Raw genomic sequence first — 18504 nt, 5'->3', positions numbered from 1 at the left:
AGGAAAGCGTGGCGAAAAACGCCCCTTCGCATTAAGGCGCTGTCATCTTGATTCGGGTGCGCAGGCACCGACCAACACCACAGGGAGAATATCATGGCCGAAGGCAATATCGCCGCCGATCAACTGCGTCTTTTCATTGAACGCATTGAGCGTCTGGAAGAAGAGAAAAAGGGCATCGCCGACGACATTCGTGACGTTTACAGCGAAGCCAAGAGCCAAGGCTATGACGCGAAAATCATGCGTCAGATCGTACGTTTGCGCAAAATGAGCCAAGACGATCGCCAAGAAATGGAAGCCATTTTGGATACGTACAAATCGGCGCTTGGTCTGGCGTAACTTCCGCTTGGCTTCATTGCCGAAAAGACCCGTCATCCTGAACATGCTTCAGGATGACACTGCGTCGGGGACTGCAGTCAAGTCGAGCTGAAGCAGATGTCTTGCCCAATGGCGCGTGCCTGATGTAAGGGCGCGGCTTCATATCCTTTAGCCAGAGAAGAGCAGAGCCATGGCAGGCCATAGCAAATTCAAGAATATCCAACATCGTAAGGGCGCGCAGGACAAGAAGCGTTCGGCGCAATTTTCGAAGCTGTCGCGCGAAATTACCGTGGCGGCGAAGATGGGCATGCCCGATCCTGACATGAACCCGCGCCTTCGCCTTGCCGTGAACGCGGCCAAGGCACAATCGATGCCCAAGGATAATATCCAGCGCGCAATCGACAAGGCAGCCGGCGGCGACGCGGAAAGCTATGATGAAATGCGCTATGAAGGCTATGGCCCCGGCGGCGTTGCGATCATCGTTGAGGCATTGACCGACAACCGCAACCGCACCGCAACCAATGTGCGCACGGCATTCAGCAAAAATGGCGGCAATCTTGGCGCATCCGGCGCGGTGAGCCACGGGTTCGATCGTATGGGCCTGATCACTTACCCGATCAGCGCAGGCGATGCCGACAGCGTCTTTGAAGCGGCATTGGAAGCTGGTGCAGAAGATGTGGAGTCGAGCGAAGACGAACACAGCATCTGGACCGCGATGGACAGCCTGCATGAAGTTGCCAAGGCGCTCGAGGCGACACTTGGCGAAGCCGAAAGCGCAAAGCTCGCATGGAAGCCGCAGGTTTTGGTCGAAGTCGACGAAGCCAATGCCGCGACCTTGCTCAAGATGATCGATGCTTTGGAAGATGATGACGACGTCCAGACCGTCTGGGGCAATTATGACGTTTCCGACGAGGTGATGGCGAAACTGGGATGATTATTCTCGGTCTCGACCCCGGCTTGGGCACGACCGGCTGGGGTGTCATCCGCAAGGAAGGCAACCGCCTCTCGCATATCGACAATGGCGAGATTGCGACCGATGCCAAGCTGCCCTTGGCCAATCGGCTCGTAATTTTGGACGAGAAACTGAGCGCTGTACTCGATCACTTCCGGCCCGATTATGCGGCGGTCGAAGAAGTGTTCGTTAACAAAAACCCGCAATCGACGCTGAAGCTTGGGCAAGCACGCGGTGTCGTGCTGCTGGGTGCGGCGCGCAACCGTACGCCCGTGACTGAATATGCCACGCGGCTCGTAAAAAAATCCGTTGTGGGCACCGGCAAAGCAGAAAAGGAGCAGGTGCAAGCGATGCTCCGCATCCTGCTGCCGGGGCTGAAGCTGGCGGGGCCAGATGCAGCTGATGCGCTCGCGGTTGCGATCACCCACGCGCATCACTTTAGGGGTTGATGGGTTCCCGCAGAGGCGCAGAGAGCGCAGAGTTTCTAGCCCATAAAGTTATATATTATAATCTCTGCGTCCTCCGCGCCTTTGCGGGAAACAAAGTTTCTGTTCCCACGATGTTCTCTTTTGCTTGCCGATTTTGTAACGAACAGCTAACCCGCGATAATGATTGCAAAGCTATATGGCCGCATTGATGAAACGGGCGTCGACCATCTGGTGATCGACGTCAACGGCGTCGGCTATCTGGTGCAGGCGAGCGCGCGGACGCTTGCCGCCTTGGGCAAGACGGATGATTTCGCCACCGTATTCACCGAAATGCAGGTGTCGGAAAACGACATGCGCCTCATCGGCTTTGCAACGCGCGAAGAACGCGACTGGTTCCGGTTGCTGACGGGCGTGCAAGGCGTTGGCGGCAAGGTTGGCTTGGCGATATTATCTGCGATTGAGCCCGCCGACCTCGCGCTTGCTATTGGCAGCGGCGACGCGGCCATGGTGGCGCGCGCAAATGGCGTTGGACCAAAGTTGGCTAGCCGCATCGTCAATGAATTGAAGGACAAGGTCGGCGCGCTCGCGGGCATCGGCGGCGGGGCGAAACTGATGGCAACGGGGGCAGCGGCCGGCAACCACGCACAAGACGCGATGTCCGCACTTGCCAATTTGGGTTTCAAGCCCGGCGAGGCCGGAAATGCCGTGGCGCAGGCGGTCGAAGAACTCGGCCCCGATGCGACGCTCGATGCACTGGTCCGGCTGGCGCTGAAGCGGGCTTCGCGGTGAGCATCAAGGGCGACGGTATAAAACATCATGACTGACGACGACCGCCTCACCACGCCGGACAAGCGACCGGAAGATATCGACGCCGCGCTGCGGCCCAAAACGCTGGCCGAGTTCATCGGACAAGCGGCCGCGCGGGACAATTTGCGGGTGTTTATTGAGGCGGCAAAGGGGCGCGGGCAGCCGTTGGACCATGTGTTGTTCTTTGGCCCGCCCGGACTTGGCAAGACGACATTGGCGCAGATTGTGGCCAAGGAAATGGGCGTTGGTTTCCGCGCCACATCGGGTCCGGTCATCGCCAAATCGGGCGATCTGGCGGCGTTGCTCACCAATTTGGAAGATGGCGACGTCCTGTTCATTGACGAAATCCACCGGCTTAGCCCCGTGGTTGAGGAAATCCTCTACCCCGCGATGGAAGACCGTGCGCTGGATATCATGATTGGCGAAGGGCCATCGGCGCGTTCGGTGCGGATTGATTTGCCTGCGTTTACGCTGGTCGGTGCAACCACGCGGCAGGGTTTGCTGACCACGCCCTTGCGTGACCGCTTTGGCATTCCGGTGCGGCTCAATTTCTACACGCATAGCGAGCTTGAGCTGGTCGTAACCCGCGCCGCGCGCTTGCTTGACCTTGGCATTGCGCCCGATGGCGCGAACGAGATTGCCAAACGCGCACGCGGCACGCCGCGGATCGCGGGTCGCTTGCTGCGCCGCGTCCGTGACTTTGCCAATGTCGCAGGCGAACCCGTCGTCACCGCAAAAATCGCCGATAGCGCGCTCAACCGGTTGGAGGTTGATGCCCTCGGTCTTGATGCCATGGACCGGCGCTATCTGCACATGATCGCCGACATTTATCGCGGTGGCCCCGTCGGCGTCGAAGCATTGGCCGCTGGTCTGTCCGAACCGCGCGACACCATTGAGGATGTCGTTGAGCCTTATTTGCTGCAACTTGGCCTTATCGCCCGCACAGCGCGTGGCCGTTGCCTCAACGCCCCTGGTTGGAAACATCTTGGCCTCAACCCGCCCGCAGGATCGCAGGACGGATTATTTGATACATAGCGATGTGCCGAGTCCCTAAGGCGACCAATTGCGGATACGTTCTTTAAAAAGCCTTCCCGCCGGACTCTAAAGTGGTTAACAAAATTCATGATGCCCATGCCCACCCCCTATCACGGCCATTTCGACGGCACGCAGCACCTGTTTGCCGTGCGGGTCTATTTTGAGGACACCGATTTTTCGGGTGTGGTCTATCATGCGCGCTATCTGCATTTCATGGAGCGCGCCCGTTCGGACATGCTGGCCTGTGTCGGCATTGACCAGCGAAGCGTGCATGCGGACGGCCAAGGCGCCTATGCAGTCACCGAAATGAACATCACATATCGACGCCCCGCCCATTTTGACGATGCCTTGGTTGTTGTCAGCACCGTTGAGGCTGTGCGCGCGGCAAGTTGTGATATTCATCAAACAGTCATGCGCGGCGATGAAATACTGACCACGGCGCGGGTGACCGCTGCCTTTGTTTCACCCGACGGCAAGCCACGCCGACAACCCGCGCATTGGGTTGCGGCGTTTCAGCCCATCTTAAACCGACACGCAGAATAGGAAGATAATGGACCTGCTCATCGCGACCCAAAATATGGGTTTTTCACCGATTAAACTGTTTCTCGACGCTGATCTTGTGGTCAAGGCCGTGATCATCGGCCTCGCGCTGTCCAGCATTTGGGTGTGGACAATCATCTTCAGCTTCATGATCAAAATGTCGGGCATCAGCCGCCAGAGCGAGACGTTTGAAAGCGAATTTTGGGAAAGCAATGACATCGCGGCTTTCGCCAAAACATATAGCAAGAGCGCATTGCCCGTCGCCAAGGTATTTGCCGCAGGCATGACGGAATGGCGGCGTTCGACCAACGGCAAAACAATTGACCGTGCCGGAACGCGCGAGCGGCTCTCAACAACGATGGACGCAATGATTGCGGCAGAGACCGACCGTTTGGCCAACCGTTTGAACTTTCTGGCGACCACAGGATCGGTCGCACCCTTTATTGGCCTGTTCGGAACCGTCTGGGGCATTATGCGCAGCTTTGCCGCGATTGCCGCCGAACAAAATTCAAGCCTCGCCGTCGTCGCACCGGGCATTGCAGAAGCGCTTTTCGCGACCGCCATTGGCCTGTTCGCGGCCATTCCGGCAGTTATCGCCTATAACCGATTTTCACACCGGCTGAACCAATATGAAGCCCGCATGGGCCGCTTTGCCGACGGTTTCCACGGCACGCTGTCGCGTGAGTTGGAGCATGAGGTTTAACGATGGCCATGAACATATCTTCGGGCCGAAGCGGTGGCCGCGGCAGGCGTCGCGGCGGACGGCGCGCGCCCATGGCCGACATCAACGTCACGCCCTTTGTCGATGTCATGCTCGTTCTGTTGATCATCTTCATGGTTACTGCACCCATGCTCGTCACCGGCGTTCCGGTTGAGCTTCCCGAAAGCCGCGCCAACGCGCTTGAGCAGCCGGAGGAACCCATCGAAATTGCCATCGATCAATCCGGCACAACTTTTATCGATGGCACACTGGTGGCCGCCAGTGAACTGCCCGCGCGGCTGGAAGAAATCGCCGGTGCACAAGACGCGGCAAAGCCACGCCAAATCATGCTGCGCGGGGATACGTCGATCAGCTACGGGCAAATGATGCGCGTGATGGGCGAACTGAACCGTGCTGGACTGAATAGCGTGAGCTTGGTCACCACTGGTTCATCTGGCGAAAACTAACGATATGGCGATGGATCGGGTCGAGAAAGTCGGACTGGGCGCTGCGATTGGCGGCCATGTCATATTGCTGGGCGTATTTGGCCTGGGTCTTTTGGCATCCGCGGACACCATCAAAAAACAGGAATCGATTTCGGTTTCGCTGGTGGGTGAAATTGCCGATGTCTCGACTGCGCCCGACGCCATTCAGGAAGAATCCGCACCGCCAGCCGCTGGTGACACCGCGCCGAGCGAACCGCCCCCTGCCCCAACGCCGGTGATGCAAATCGAAAAGCCAGTGGCCAAGCCAGTGCAGAAGCCTGCAAAGCCGGACACTGCGCCGTCCCTTGCGAAGGTCGCGGCCAAGAAAGAGCCGGTGAAGACCGCTGCCACGCCGCCGAAAACGGTGAAAGCAGCCGCCACCAGCGGCAAAGGGTCAACGCCAGCCAAGCCCGGCGGGCTCAGCCGCAATTTCGAAGACAGCATCAACAATATCGGCAAGGCCCCTGGCGCTGGTAAAGCCGTTGGCACGCCTGCTGCAAAGACCGCGCCCGAAGTGCGCCGGTCAGTCGGCATCAGCATCGCTGGCCAAATCCGCAGCCGCGTTCGGGCATGCGCGCCGTCGGGTATCGACATCAACAAAATCGAGACATTCGTCACGCTCAGCCTCGAACCATCGGGCAAGCTTACGTCCGTGCGCTTTGACAGGCAGGTCGGCGTGACCGATAGCAACCAACCACAGGCTGGGCCGTTAAAGGACTGCATCTTGCAAGCCGTGCGCGCGGGATCCCCCTATGACGGGCTTGACCCCGAATATTATGACGTCTGGAAAACCCACGCACTCCGTTTGCGCGCCACGGGATAAAGGAATGAACTATATGACCTCCTTCTCATTTTACCGGAAGCTCGCTTCTTTCCTGCTTCTGATTGTCGGCAGTCAAAGCGTCATGGCGCAAACCCCTCCGCCTGCGCCCGATACAGATGAACCCGAGTTGGTCGAGTTCGACACGTCCAAGACACGTTCCATTGCCGTGCCCGCACTGGTGGCCCCCGCCCCTGTCGATACGCCGGCGGGGAACAGCGCCGCACTTGGCCGGCAAATCGCTGAAGTCATCTCATCCAACTTGCGCGCATCCGGCGTGTTTGAAACACAAGGCCCCAATGGCCTGCGCGCCATCTCGCTTGGCGAAGTAACGGCGCCCCAGTTTGATTATTGGAAAGGCCGTCCAGTTGAACAGCTTGTCCAAGGTTTCGTCCGCGTGGGCGGCGACGGCAATCTGACGGTTGGTTGCTATCTGTATGACGTCGGCTTTGGCAATGAAACCACACGCCTTGGCTTCAACGTGCCGCCGCGCGAATGGCGCAGGGCCGCGCACAAATGTGCCGATGCGATTTATTCGCGCCTCACTGGAGAGCTGCCATTTTTTGACAGCCGCATTGCCTACATTGCCGAAACCGGCCCCAAGGGCAAACGAGTCAAACGCCTGGCGATCATGGATTCAGATGGCGCAAACCACCGTTTCATTACCAATGGCCAGTCAACAGCACTGACGCCGCGTTTCTCGCCCAACTATAAATCGATCCTGTATCTGTCCTATGTCGACGGCAATCCTCGCATCTATGTTTATGACATTGATGCCGGTCGGCAGCGGTTGATTACGCAATCGCGCAACCCGACCTTTGCCCCACGCTGGTCGCCCGATGGGCAAGCCATATTGTATTCCATGGCGGTTGCGGGGAACACCGACATCTACAAGATTTCGGCAAGCGGCAACGGTACGCCCGTCAAGCTAACAACATCACCCGGCATCGATGTCGGGGGAAGCTTCTCCCCCGATGGCCGCCAGATTGTATTTGAAAGCGACCGGTCGGGTAGCCAGCAAATCTATGTCATGAACGCAGACGGGTCCAACCAACGGCGGATCAGCTTTGGTTCGGGACGGTACGCGACCCCCGAATGGAGCCCGCGGGCGGACCTCATTGCCTTTACCCGCATTGCGGGTGACTTCCGCGTTGGCACCATGCGCCCCGATGGTTCGGGCGAACGGCTGCTGACCGACAGCTGGCAGGACGAGGCCCCCACATGGGCACCCAATGGCCGCGTTATCCAGTTTTTCCGCACCGCGAAGGGCAGCGGCAAAACCAGTATCTGGCAAGTTGACCTCACAGGATCGAACGAGCGCAAATTGCCGACTCCGGTTGACGGATCGGACCCCGCATGGGGACCGGTATTGCCGTGAGTGCATTTAGTTCTTATTTCTGATATAACTTCCGCGACACAGATGCGGGCAAGCCGAAGGAGAAGACCATGAAGACAAACACAATTAAGATGGCCGCCATATTGTTGGCATCGACCGCACTGGTCGCAGGCTGCGGTAAGAAAAAGGTCGAGCAACTGCCGCCTGCGGCGGAAGGTACCGATTATGGCCAGCCCCAACCGGCCCCGCCTGCCCCTGTTAACCAGATCGTTCCGGGCAGCCAGGAAGATTTCCTTCAGCAAGTGGGCCAATTTGGCGACCGCATCTTGTTTGAAACCGATCGCTTCAATATTGATGCCGAAGATCAGGCGACGTTGCAGCGTCAGGCGCAATGGCTTGCGCGCTATCCCAACGCCCGCATCACCGTGGAAGGTCATGCCGACGAACGCGGCACACGCGACTACAACCTTGCGCTCGGCGAACGCCGCGCCAATTCTACCAAAAATTACCTGATCTCAATCGGTGTCGACGCAAGCCGCATCGAAACCGTCAGCTATGGCAAAGAACGCCCATCGGCTTTGGGTTCGGACGAACAAGCCTGGGCACAAAACCGCCGCGCGGTGACGGTTACCGTTCAGTAAAATGTAGAGCGTACATGCCAGTCAGCCGTCGTCATGCTGAACTTGTTTCAGCATCTTACTTCAGGTCTCTGAAAGTAAGACCCTGAAACGAGTTCAGGGTGACGGCTGACTGACGGGTCGCTTTCATCGAAAGGCATAGCCTTTTTACATCGCGTTTCTTGACAAGGCTTTTCACTTTCGCACATCTTGTGCGAAATTTGGGGGGCCGCAATTTCATGAACGACGATCTATCGCATCGGCATAGCGCATTCCGTTTCCATGGCAGTTGGCTGGAATTTGCCCGCATCGCCTTTCCCAACCTTTTGCTGACCATTGTCACGCTTGGCATATATCGGTTTTGGGCAACCACCCGCGAACGCGAATATCTGTGGAGCAAGACGGAGTTCATTGATGAGCGTCTGGAATGGACCGGCAAGGGCATCGAGCTTTTTGTCGGCTTCGTCATGGCGTTCCTTTTGATCGGCCTACCCCTTATCGTCATTCAATTGATATCGCAGGGGCTGATTTTCCGTGGCGAGGCAATCCTTGCGGTCGTCATGACCCTGATGATGTTCCTGCTGCTGTTCTACCTGACGGGCGTCGCATATTTCCGTGCGCTCCGGTACCGGCTGAGCCGGACCTATTGGCGCGGTATCAGAGGGGGCAGCGACGACCCCGGTTTTCAATATGGCCTTGCCTATATGTGGAAAAGCGTCGTGGGTTGGCTCCCCATTTTCTTGGGCGTGCCATGGTCGATGATTTCGCTTTGGAATGACCGCTGGAACGCCATGAGCTTTGGGCCGCATCGCTTTTCAGCTACGGCCGAGTGGAAACCGCTGATGAAGCGTTATTTGCTATTCTACCTCGTACCGTTTTTGGTCTTCGTCGGCGGAATAGTTTTCGGCATCAGCATGGCCGCCTCGGGCGGTGCACCCGACACTCTTGGAAGCACGGGAATGGCAGTTGGTGGGATATTGGCCATCATCGCCGTCCTCTCATTGTACATCGTGCTCCCGCTCGCGGCGCTTGCCTATTACAGCAAATATTTCCGCCTTGCGGTGGGTGGCCTGCGTTTACACAATCTGGAATTTGACTTCCGCGCACGGGCACCGGACTGGATCCTGTTTTTCCTCGCCAACATGGCGATTGTCATCTGCACCTTGGGCATTGGCTATATCTTCATGCCGTACCGCAACTGGAAATTCTTCATCGACCATATGGAAGCCTATGGCGAGATCAATATCGACGATCTGACCCAGTCGGAAACCGTGGTTGCAAAGCATGGCGAAGGCTTGCTCGACGCATTTGATGTGGGGGCGATTTAGCCCATGTCTGCCTTTTTCGACGCGTGGCATTATGACGGCAAAAACGCCGTCCGCCGCAAGGTCGAGGTACAGATCATTGGTCGGCAATTCTACTTGTTGGAAACCGAACGGCGACATGGCCCGTTCGCATTTTCCGAGGTCGAATATGTCACGCACAAGGATGATGCCGACGTCTATGGATTAAAGGAGGCGGACGGATGGCGGTTGATGCTCTCCGGTCCGGTGCCATCCGACCTATCGGCCATGTTGCCCGCGCGGCGCAATTATGGTGGCTGGGTTGACAGGCTTGGCTTTGGGAAAGCGGCAGTTGCCTTCACCTTGGCCAGCGCTGCGGCGGTCGCCGTCGTTCTTTTGAGCCCGCAATGGCTGGCACCGCTCATACCCGATAGCGTCGACGAAAAACTGGGCGATGCGCTTGTGGGCGATTTTGGCGGCCGGTTCTGCAGCACGCCTGCCGGAGACGCAGCGTTGAAAAAGCTGGTCGCGTCGCTCGATGCCAATCCGGACGACTTGCAGGTCGAGGTCGCCAAAATTGACATGATAAATGCGGTGGCGCTGCCCGGTGGTAAGGTCATCCTGTTCGACGGCCTTGTCAAACAGGCACGCTCGCCCGATGAGGTTGCTGGCGTATTGGCGCATGAAATCGGCCATGTCCGCGAAAAGCATGTCATGCAGGCTTTGCTGCGACAAATGGGCCTTGCGGTCGTTCTGGGCGGTATTGATGGCAATAGCGGCGCGCTGGTCAATAACATGCTGTCCATGAGCTACAGCCGCGAGTCCGAAGCGGAAGCCGATGCGCATTCGATGAAAGCGCTGGGCGGTGCCAATATCTCACCCATCGGCACCGCGTCATTCTTTGACCGGCTGTCCAAAATGGATGGCAGCGCCAATTCCGGCACATCGGACAATGGCATCGCCGGATATATGTCCAGCCACCCGCTGTCGCGGTCCCGCAAAGACGCGTTTGAAAAGAGCATCGTTAAAGGCAAAAACTACAAGCCCGCCTTAACCCCGACCGAGTGGACCGAGCTAAAAACAATGTGCACGCAGGATCGCAAAGCGAAATCGGGCTTCGGCTTTGATTTTAACTGAGCGATTGGTTAAGCTGCGGTAGTTTTTGAAGGAAAGGTTCCCATGTTCAACCGCCTCTTTGTCGAACATCCCAAAAGCGTCGATGAAAATTATGTCGAACATTTTGGCGTCGCCAGCCGCTTTGGTTTTGCGATGATCTGGGGTGGGATGAAAGCGCTGGTGCATGCGTTCATTCCCGGTCTGTGCATCACGTCCGGCAGCGATACCGTAAAGCGATTGAACCATATCATGGTCGAGCAGCGCCGCGCGAAGGGTCAAGATGTGGCCCAAATGCTGACCGTCGATTGGGTGATTTGACCCTGGCATTCCCCGTTTTGACTCAGGCCCCGTTTTGACTGAAACAGCTCCACATTTTGCCACGCGCGATGATGGCATAAGGCTGGCCTATCGTCTGACCAAAGGCCGCGGGCCAACGCTTGTGTTTCTGCCGGGCTATATGTCCGATATGCAGGGTGGCAAGGCAACCGCGCTGTGCGCTTGGGCAGAGGCGCAAGGCATCGGCATGTTGCGGCTCGATTATTCGGGTTGCGGTGAGAGCGAAGGTGCATTTGAAGACGGCACGCTGGATATCTGGCGTGATGACGTTCTCGCGGTCATTGCCCACGCGCAAGTCGGGCCCTTAATCTTGGTTGGCTCGTCCATGGGTGGATGGCTCATGCTGCTTGTGGCCGAAGCGCTTGGCGCGCAGGTCATGGCGATGGTGGGCATCGCCGCCGCCCCCGATTTCACCGACTGGGATTTCAACGAGGCCGACCGCACGACGATGGTTGCCAACGGACGCATCGCGCGCCCCAGCGATTATGGCTATGATCCGATGGTCATCACCCGCGCTTTTTGGCAATCCGGACAGGATAATCTGCGGCTGAATGGCGAAATCGGCATCGACTGCCCGGTGCGCCTGATCCACGGGCAGTGCGACCCTGACGTGCCTTGGCAAACATCATTAAGCCTAGCTGCCCAGCTTCGTTCATCCGACGTGCAGACCATTTTGGTAAAGGATGGCGACCACCGGCTTTCGCGCGAGGAAGATATTGCCTTGTTGATCGACAGCGTGGCGAAGCTGGTCTGACCTTATTGACGGAGCGCCCGTGCTAAAGCTTTTGTCGAGTTTTCTGTTCATCGCGGCGCCAGCGTCCGCGCAACCCTTGTCCACGTTGAACGAGGTCCAGTTTGCTGAGTGCATTAAACTCGCGGGCACTGATCCTGCATCTGCGGTCACAGAGGCAAGCGCATGGACCCAGAAAGGTGGCGGTTATCTTGCACGGGCTTGCCATGGCTATGCGCTTGCGACCGATTTTAAATTCAACCTCGCGATACCGATACTGACCGAGGCGGCTAAATTGGCCGAGGACAAGGGGGATGCCCGCGCGGCGCGTTTCTGGGCGCAGGCGGGCAATGCTGCGCTGGCAGCCGATACGCCCGATGCGGCGTTGGCGGCATTAGACAAAGCGCTTGCCTCGCAAACCCTAGAAACCGCCGAACGCGCCGATAGCGAAATCGATCGCGCGCGCGCTTTGGTTGCGTTGGGCAGACCGGCCGATGCCGAAGCTGCGCTGACGACCGCACGAAAGCTTTCGCCCGAAAATGGCACGGCATGGTTGTTATCGGCGACATTGGCGCGGCGGATGAACAAGCTGCCCGATGCGCTAAGCTATATCCAGACGACAGCCGCGCTTCTGCCGCGTGATGCCGCCGTCGCATTGGAGGCGGGCAATATTGCCATTGCCGCGGGTGATGAGGGTGCTGCACGCAAGCAATGGGAACAAAGCATCGCAATCGCGCCCAACAGCCGTCAGGCGGCGACCGCGACGGCGCAGCTGGCCGCATTGGCCGCCAGCGCACCGCCGCCTGCCGAACCGCAATCGAGATAATATTCCGCCTGCACGCCCCTTGCGCCCGTAGCTGTCACGGTCCATTGTCTGCGGAAATACAGACAGCGCCATGAACGGAGCGAATATGCCGACGAAATATCTCCACACGATGATCCGCGTGACGGACCCTGAAGCAACGGTCGCGTTTTTCAAATTGATTGGGCTGGAAGAAGTCCGCCGTTTCGACAGCGAAGCTGGTCGCTTCACGCTCATTTTCCTCGCGGCGCCCGGACAAGATGGCGTGGCGGAAGTGGAATTGACGCATAATTGGCCGCCCGCCGATGGCAGCGCAGCCGAAGCTTATGATGGCGGGCGCAACTTTGGCCATTTGGCCTACCGGGTCGATGATATTTACGCGACCTGCCAAACACTGATGGACGCAGGCGTCACGATCAACCGGCCACCACGTGACGGCCATATGGCGTTTGTGCGCACCCCCGACGGCATTTCGATTGAACTGTTGCAAGAAGGCAATCTTCCACCGGCAGAACCGTGGGTCAGCATGCCCAATATAGGCGTCTGGTAATGGCGATTGAAATTGTCCGCGTTCCGGTCCTGTCCGACAATTATGTCTGGCTCGTCCATGAAGCAACAAGCGGCGAGACCCTGGTGGTCGACCCGGCTGTGGCAGAACCGGTGCTCGCGGCGGCCGAGGCGCGCGGATGGAAGATTACGCACATCTGGAATACCCATTGGCACCCCGACCATGTCGGTGGCAATGCCGAGATTAAGGCGGCAACAGGTTGCATCATCACGGGACCAGCGGCAGAGGCGGAGCGGATATCGACGCTGGATGTGCAGGTCGGCGGCGGCGACGTCGTGCAACTGGGTGGGATGCGCGCGATGGTTCTAGACGTTCCCGCGCATACGGCGGGGCACATCGCCTATCATTTCGCAACCGAGCAGGTCGCCTTTGTCGGTGACACCTTGTTCGCGATGGGCTGTGGCCGCTTGTTCGAAGGGACCGCTGCGCAGATGTTCGACAATATGCGCACGCTTGAGGCGTTGGGCGATGATACGGCCATCTATTGCGCGCACGAATATACGTTAAGCAACGCGCGCTTTGCGGTGACCGTGGAGCCTGACAATGCCGCGCTTCAGCAGCGTGTATCTGATGTTGTCGCCGCGCGCGAACGCGGCGAGGCAACAGTGCCAACGACGATTGCACTGGAACGCGCAACCAACCCGTTCATGCGCGCAAGCTCCGTGGAGGAATTGGCGGCACGGCGGGCGGCGAAGGACGCAGCCTGACCATCAGTGGAAGTCGCGGGACTTGGGCAAAATCCGCACGTCGCGCGGGTGGCTGCCGCGCGGGGGATGTGGCCGCGCAAATTCGTCGATTTTGGGTTTCCCGACACTGGCCTGATGCGTTTCGGACAACCGCGCCAAATCGTCGGTGCGGTCGATAATATTCGTCGCCATCAGGTGCACCACACCTTCTTTGCTGCGCTGAATTTCACCCTCGGCAATAATCAGCCGTGACGCCATGACGGCGCGGCGTTGCCGGTCGAACAACCGCGCCCATAATAAGATATTGGTCACGCCACTTTCATCCTCAATCGTGATGAAAATCGCATTGCCCTTGCCAGGGCGCTGCCGGACCAGCACGACGCCGGCCACGCGCACCCGCTTGCCGTTCTTGGCGACATTGGCCTCAGCGCAGCTCAGCACGCCCTCGCGTGCGAACATCCCGCGCAGAAACTGCAGCGGATGCCCCTTTAGCGACAGCCGGGTCATCTGATAATCCGCCGCGACATGTTCGCTGGCCGGCATCGCTGGCAACATCGCATCAGCCTCCGCGCCAAGCTCGCGCGCATTGGCCGCAGCGAACAAGGGCAGTTCGTCCGAAGGCGTCCGCCGCGCTTCCCACGCGCCCTCGCGCCGGTCGAAACCCAATGATCGCACGGCGTCGGCATCGGCAAGCAAGTGCACCGCAGCCGGTGGCAGCGCGGCACGGCGGGCCAAATCTTCGATAGATGCAAATGGCCGGTTCGCGACAATGGCGTGCGCCCACACCGCGCGAAATCCGTCAATCTGCCGCATCCCCAATCGCAGCGCGCCTTGCTCTATTCCATTATCCCAATGGCTCGCATTGACGTCTATCGGCCTGACCTCCACCCCATTTTCCTGCGCATCGCGGACAATCTGCGCCGGCGCGTAAAAGCCCATGGGCTGCGAATTGAGTAAGGCGGCGGCGAAAATGGCCGGATGATAATGTTTGATCCACGACGACACATAGACCAGCCGCGCAAAAGACAGCGCATGGCTTTCCGGGAAGCCATATGATCCGAAGCCCTGAATTTGGCCAAAGCAGCGCTGGGCAAAGTCACGTTCATAGCCGCGCCGCACCATGCCTTCGACCATCATCGTTTCGAAATGCTCCATCCCGCCGACATTGCGAAACGTCGCCATCGCCTTGCGCAAGCGGTTGGCATCGGCCTCGCTAAATTCGGCAGCGGTGATGGCCAGGTTCATCGCCTGCTCCTGAAACAATGGCACACCCAATGTTTTGCCAAGCACATGTTTCAGCTCGTCTGGCGGATATGGCGGAGCGGGAGAGGGATATTCGGCCTTTTCCTCCCCATTACGTCGCCGCAAATATGGATGCACCATATCGCCTTGGATCGGCCCGGGGCGGACAATCGCGACTTGAATAGTGAGATCATACAGGCTGCGCGGTTTCATGCGCGGCAGCATGTTCATTTGCGCCCGGCTTTCGACCTGAAACACGCCCAGGCTCTCACCTCTGCACAGCATGTCATAGACATTGGGGTCATCGGAATCGATGTCGACCTTCAGATCATAATCGCCAATCCCCTGTTCGCGCATCATGTCATAGGCCTTGCGTATGCACGTCAGCATGCCCAGCGCGAGCACATCGACCTTCATCAGCCCCAATGCGTCGATATCGTCTTTGTCCCACTCAATGAAATTGCGGTCCTTCATCGCGCCATTGTGAATGGGCACGGTTTCATCGAGCCTGTTTTCGGTCAGGATGAAACCGCCGACATGCTGCGACAAATGGCGCGGAAATTTTATCAACTGTTCCGACAACGCCTTCAGCCTTGCAATTTCGGGATTGTCCGGATCAAACCCGGCCTCAACCAGCCGCCGTTCATCGGGGCCACTGCCAAAACTGCCCCAGACGGTGCTGACCATGCGCGTGGTGATATCCTCGGTCAGGCCCAAAGCCTTTCCCACTTCGCGCGCCGCGCTGCGCGGACGGTAATGGATGATCGTTCCGGCAATCGCGGCCCGGTGGCGGCCATAGCGCCGATAGACATATTGAATGACCTCCTCACGCCGCTCATGTTCGAAATCAACGTCGATATCGGGCGGTTCTTTTCGGTCGGACGAAATGAAGCGCGAAAATAACAGCGTGTTTACAAGCGGATCAACAGACGTCACGCCGAGCAGGAAACACACCGTAGAGTTCGCCGCCGAACCACGCCCTTGGCATAAGATCGGCGGCTTTTGATCACGCGCAAATTTGACCAGATCGTGGACGGTGAGGAAATAATACGCGAATTTCTCGGTGCGGATAAACGCAAGCTCGGTTTCAATCGACTTGCGGATTTTCTCCGGAAGCTCAGCCCCATAGCGTTCATGCGCCGCCGTCCACACCAGATGCGCCAGCCAGTCGTCGGGGGTCCAGCCGCCCGGCACCGGCTCGTGCGGATATTCATATTTCAACTGCTTAAGGTCAAAGTGAATATGTGCGGCAAAGCGTTCGGTTTCTGCCACAGCTTCGGGGCAGGCATGGAATAACTGCGCCATGTCATCCGCGGACTTGATGTACCGCTCGGCATTCGCCTCCAGTGCAAAGCCTGCTTTCTGGATGGTCGTCCCCATGCGGATGCACGTGACAATATCGTGGAGCGGCCGCTGATCGCGGGTCGCGTAAAGCGGATCGTTCGTCGCGAGCAAAGGCACGTCAAAGGCGTTTGCGACCTGTCGATAACGTGCCAGCTGCCGTTTATCCTGCCCCCTATGATGCGTTGATACGCCAAGCCAAAGCTTGCCCACATGCACAGGCGCAAGACGGCGCAGCACACCCTCCCAATCCTGCGGCGCGGTCGACACCAGCTTGAGATGCGATGGCGCTGCTACGGGCTTCGCGCTTTCTTTGAACGCATATAAAGGCGGGTTCTTATGTGCCTCCTCCGCGTCAGCGGTCGCATATGGCATGACGATGAGCAGCAAATCACCCAGATGGTCGGACAAATCATCGAACTTCAGGATGCAACTGCCTTTGGTGGCGCGCATATTTCCGACGGTCAGCAACCGTGTGAGATTACCCCACCCCTGCCGCGTGGCGGGATAGGCAATGATGTCCGGCGTGCCGTCCGAAAACACCAGCCGTGATCCTGCCAAAAAGCGGATATTCGGTTCACAGGCGGCCTCTTCGGCTTCGGTCAGTTTTTCGGGTTCGCCAGCGTCCCGCTTGGCCGCCAGCAATGCACTACGCGCTTCATCGGGCGCATCGCCCAACGCCTTCCACGCGCGCACAACGCCAGAGACGGTATTGCGATCAGCAATGCCGATGGCGGTCAGCCCGCGCCGGATACCCTCTGCCACATAATCCGACGGCGGCGATGCCCCGCGCAAGAAAGAATAGCTGCTGGTGCAGGCAAGCTCGGCATAGCTCATGCAAAAATGCCGTGGAGATACCAAAGTGGCCGTTCAATTTCATCATAGAGCCCGCGCCGGAACAGCCAAAAACGGCGACCCTCATTGTCCTCAACACGGTAATAATCGCGCGTCAGGCTGCCATTGCCCGGCGCGTAGCCGCGCGGGTGTCGCCACCATTCCGGGCTGATGCGTTCAGGGCCCTCCACCCGCGTGACGCGGTGCACGTGCCGCCGCCAGCGAAAGCTGCGCGGTTCGCCCTCTGGAAATCCAGCGGTTACCTCAATCGGCTGCGGCGTTTCGAACAATCGAAAAGGCCGCATCGCCGGTTCGCCCGGCACAGATTTTGGCCAGTCCGCTTTTGCAACGTCAGATTGCGCGACACGCTCAAGCGCTGCGCGTTCGGGGATGTGGCTTTGCCGCGCGTGGAATTGCCGCATGCGCTCTGCCCCCAACCGAACGCTGAGCCGGTCGATGAGCGCGGCCGCGGCCGCATCTGTATCGATCTTTGTCTCCAGCCCAACCTGAACATTGGCCAGCACCTCAGCCAGCGGGACTTCCAACCGGATGAGGTCATAGCCAAAGCCGGGGTCAAGCGGGTCGGACAGCGCGTCGATACGCTCCCGTATCAAGCGCATGAGCAGGGCAGCGTCGCGCGTTGGCGTGCCGGTATCCACCGCCAGCCGCGCGACATGGCCATCGCTGCGGAATAGACATATCTCGAACCGTCGCCCGCCCTGCCCGCGTTCTTGCAACTGAAGGGCCGCGCCGCCTGCCAGCATTTCGATGGTCGCCAACACATCATTGGTCCGCGAAATCGGTTCGGCAAAATTCTGGGCAACATGGATGCTTGGCAGGCTACGGCGCGGGGTGATGCGCGGGTCTTCCTCTTCCAACAGGCGCGCCAGCCGCACCACAACCGCCTTACCGAAACGCGCCGCCAGCGGCTTACGCGGGCGGATAGCCAGATCACCAATGCTTCTCAGGCCAGCCCGGCGCAGTGCCTTGTGCACCTTGTCACCGCCATCCAGCGCCTCCACGGGCACGTCGGAAATGGCGCGCGCCGCATATCTCGCCTTGGCCTGCGCGCTGTCGGGGGTGCCGCCCAAGGCAATTCGGCAAGTGAGGCCATGACGGCTGAACCGCGCCTGCACATCCTTCGCCAGCCGCGCCGCATCACCAAACACATGTTCGCACCCCGTAATGTCGAGCAACAGCCCTTGCGGCGGGTCTAACATGCAAGCGGGGGTATAACGCTCACACCCATCGGCGAGCCAGCCGAGCAAATTGAGGTCCGCTACAGGGTCATGGTCAAAGACCGCCAGATCGGGCACGCGGGCGCGGGCATCGGCGAGCGCCATTCCGGCCGTCAGGCCAAGCGCATGCGCCGCCGGATCACATGCCGCCAACCGCATGGCCCCGCGTTGTTTTTCAACCAGGGCAAAAGGCGCATCAGGCGCGCTGCCGCGATTCCGGACCAGTCTTTGTGTCGGTAACAATGGCAGAAAGACCGCCAGATAGCGGCGCGTCAAAAAAGCTTCGTGTTGCA

The 18504-nt window shown here is 58.7% G+C and carries 20 protein-coding genes; 18 read left to right on the top strand and 2 right to left on the bottom strand.

All coding sequences use genetic code 11. From position 1 onward, the window contains the following. Positions 1 to 93: 93 nt before the first annotated feature. The 18 genes from ACIQ5B_RS05640 (at position 94) to gloB (ending at position 13577) form a co-directional block, all read left to right on the top strand. Positions 94 to 336, top strand: a complete 243-nt coding sequence (locus tag ACIQ5B_RS05640; protein ID WP_125229489.1) for a DUF2312 domain-containing protein — start codon at positions 94 to 96, stop codon at positions 334 to 336. A 169-nt stretch (positions 337 to 505) separates the two neighbouring features. Further along, on the top strand, positions 506 to 1249 hold the full coding sequence (locus ACIQ5B_RS05635) for a YebC/PmpR family DNA-binding transcriptional regulator (RefSeq protein WP_183939165.1): 744 nt from the start codon (positions 506 to 508) through the stop codon (positions 1247 to 1249). Next, positions 1246 to 1716: a crossover junction endodeoxyribonuclease RuvC gene (ruvC, locus tag ACIQ5B_RS05630; protein WP_397598172.1), complete on the top strand. Its 471-nt coding sequence runs from the start codon at positions 1246 to 1248 to the stop codon at positions 1714 to 1716. The genes ACIQ5B_RS05635 and ruvC overlap by 4 nt, the downstream gene beginning before the upstream one ends. A gap of 159 nt (positions 1717 to 1875) precedes the next feature. Further along, positions 1876 to 2484, top strand: a complete 609-nt coding sequence (ruvA, locus tag ACIQ5B_RS05625; protein ID WP_324478729.1) for a Holliday junction branch migration protein RuvA — start codon at positions 1876 to 1878, stop codon at positions 2482 to 2484. 27 nt (positions 2485 to 2511) lie between these two features. Then, positions 2512 to 3537 carry a Holliday junction branch migration DNA helicase RuvB gene (ruvB, locus tag ACIQ5B_RS05620; RefSeq protein ID WP_395629401.1) on the top strand — a complete coding sequence of 342 codons (1026 nt, stop codon included), beginning with the start codon at positions 2512 to 2514 and terminating at the stop codon, positions 3535 to 3537. Between the two features lie 90 nt (positions 3538 to 3627). Beyond that, positions 3628 to 4080 carry a YbgC/FadM family acyl-CoA thioesterase gene (locus ACIQ5B_RS05615; RefSeq protein ID WP_395629405.1) on the top strand — a complete coding sequence of 151 codons (453 nt, stop codon included), beginning with the start codon at positions 3628 to 3630 and terminating at the stop codon, positions 4078 to 4080. 7 nt (positions 4081 to 4087) lie between these two features. Next, a complete protein-coding gene (tolQ, locus tag ACIQ5B_RS05610; protein WP_395629400.1) occupies positions 4088 to 4780 on the top strand; it encodes a protein TolQ in 693 nt (230 codons plus the stop codon). Positions 4781 to 4782: 2 nt separating this feature from the next. Beyond that, a complete protein-coding gene (gene tolR / locus ACIQ5B_RS05605) occupies positions 4783 to 5244 on the top strand; it encodes a protein TolR (protein WP_397598171.1) in 462 nt (153 codons plus the stop codon). Between the two features lie 4 nt (positions 5245 to 5248). Beyond that, positions 5249 to 6085, top strand: coding sequence for a hypothetical protein (locus ACIQ5B_RS05600; protein ID WP_397598170.1), 837 nt, complete (start codon positions 5249 to 5251; stop codon positions 6083 to 6085). A gap of 13 nt (positions 6086 to 6098) precedes the next feature. Beyond that, on the top strand, positions 6099 to 7460 hold the full coding sequence (tolB, locus tag ACIQ5B_RS05595; protein WP_397598169.1) for a Tol-Pal system beta propeller repeat protein TolB: 1362 nt from the start codon (positions 6099 to 6101) through the stop codon (positions 7458 to 7460). Between the two features lie 83 nt (positions 7461 to 7543). Beyond that, a complete protein-coding gene (gene pal, locus ACIQ5B_RS05590; protein ID WP_397598173.1) occupies positions 7544 to 8059 on the top strand; it encodes a peptidoglycan-associated lipoprotein Pal in 516 nt (171 codons plus the stop codon). A 215-nt stretch (positions 8060 to 8274) separates the two neighbouring features. Beyond that, positions 8275 to 9363 (top strand): YjgN family protein, encoded by a 1089-nt coding sequence (locus ACIQ5B_RS05585; RefSeq protein ID WP_397598168.1) that lies wholly within the window; start codon positions 8275 to 8277, stop codon positions 9361 to 9363. Positions 9364 to 9366: 3 nt separating this feature from the next. Next, positions 9367 to 10455: a M48 family metallopeptidase gene (locus ACIQ5B_RS05580; RefSeq protein WP_397598167.1), complete on the top strand. Its 1089-nt coding sequence runs from the start codon at positions 9367 to 9369 to the stop codon at positions 10453 to 10455. Positions 10456 to 10497: 42 nt separating this feature from the next. Further along, positions 10498 to 10752 (top strand): DUF6356 family protein, encoded by a 255-nt coding sequence (locus ACIQ5B_RS05575; RefSeq protein ID WP_397598166.1) that lies wholly within the window; start codon positions 10498 to 10500, stop codon positions 10750 to 10752. A 34-nt stretch (positions 10753 to 10786) separates the two neighbouring features. After that, positions 10787 to 11524: an alpha/beta hydrolase gene (locus tag ACIQ5B_RS05570; protein ID WP_397598165.1), complete on the top strand. Its 738-nt coding sequence runs from the start codon at positions 10787 to 10789 to the stop codon at positions 11522 to 11524. Between the two features lie 19 nt (positions 11525 to 11543). After that, positions 11544 to 12326, top strand: a complete 783-nt coding sequence (locus ACIQ5B_RS05565; RefSeq protein ID WP_397598164.1) for a tetratricopeptide repeat protein — start codon at positions 11544 to 11546, stop codon at positions 12324 to 12326. 85 nt (positions 12327 to 12411) lie between these two features. Continuing rightward, positions 12412 to 12852 (top strand): VOC family protein, encoded by a 441-nt coding sequence (locus tag ACIQ5B_RS05560; RefSeq protein WP_395635284.1) that lies wholly within the window; start codon positions 12412 to 12414, stop codon positions 12850 to 12852. Beyond that, on the top strand, positions 12852 to 13577 hold the full coding sequence (gloB, locus tag ACIQ5B_RS05555; protein ID WP_397598163.1) for a hydroxyacylglutathione hydrolase: 726 nt from the start codon (positions 12852 to 12854) through the stop codon (positions 13575 to 13577). The genes ACIQ5B_RS05560 and gloB overlap by 1 nt, the downstream gene beginning before the upstream one ends. 3 nt (positions 13578 to 13580) lie before the next feature. Here gloB and ACIQ5B_RS05550 read toward each other — a convergent pair whose 3' ends face one another. Both ACIQ5B_RS05550 and ACIQ5B_RS05545 read right to left on the bottom strand, forming a co-directional pair. Continuing rightward, positions 13581 to 16976 carry an error-prone DNA polymerase gene (locus tag ACIQ5B_RS05550; RefSeq protein WP_397598162.1) on the bottom strand — a complete coding sequence of 1132 codons (3396 nt, stop codon included), beginning with the start codon at positions 16974 to 16976 and terminating at the stop codon, positions 13581 to 13583. Next, positions 16973 to 18504 (bottom strand): Y-family DNA polymerase (locus ACIQ5B_RS05545; RefSeq protein ID WP_397598161.1); only part of this gene is annotated, 1532 nt, incomplete at its 5' end. The genes ACIQ5B_RS05550 and ACIQ5B_RS05545, both read right to left, overlap by 4 nt.

This window comes from Sphingorhabdus sp. (assembly GCF_044374345.1).
Taxonomy (GTDB): domain Bacteria; phylum Pseudomonadota; class Alphaproteobacteria; order Sphingomonadales; family Sphingomonadaceae; genus Sphingorhabdus_B.
The sequence above is the reverse complement of the archived record's forward strand: the minus strand, read 5'-3'. Positions and strand labels throughout refer to the sequence as shown.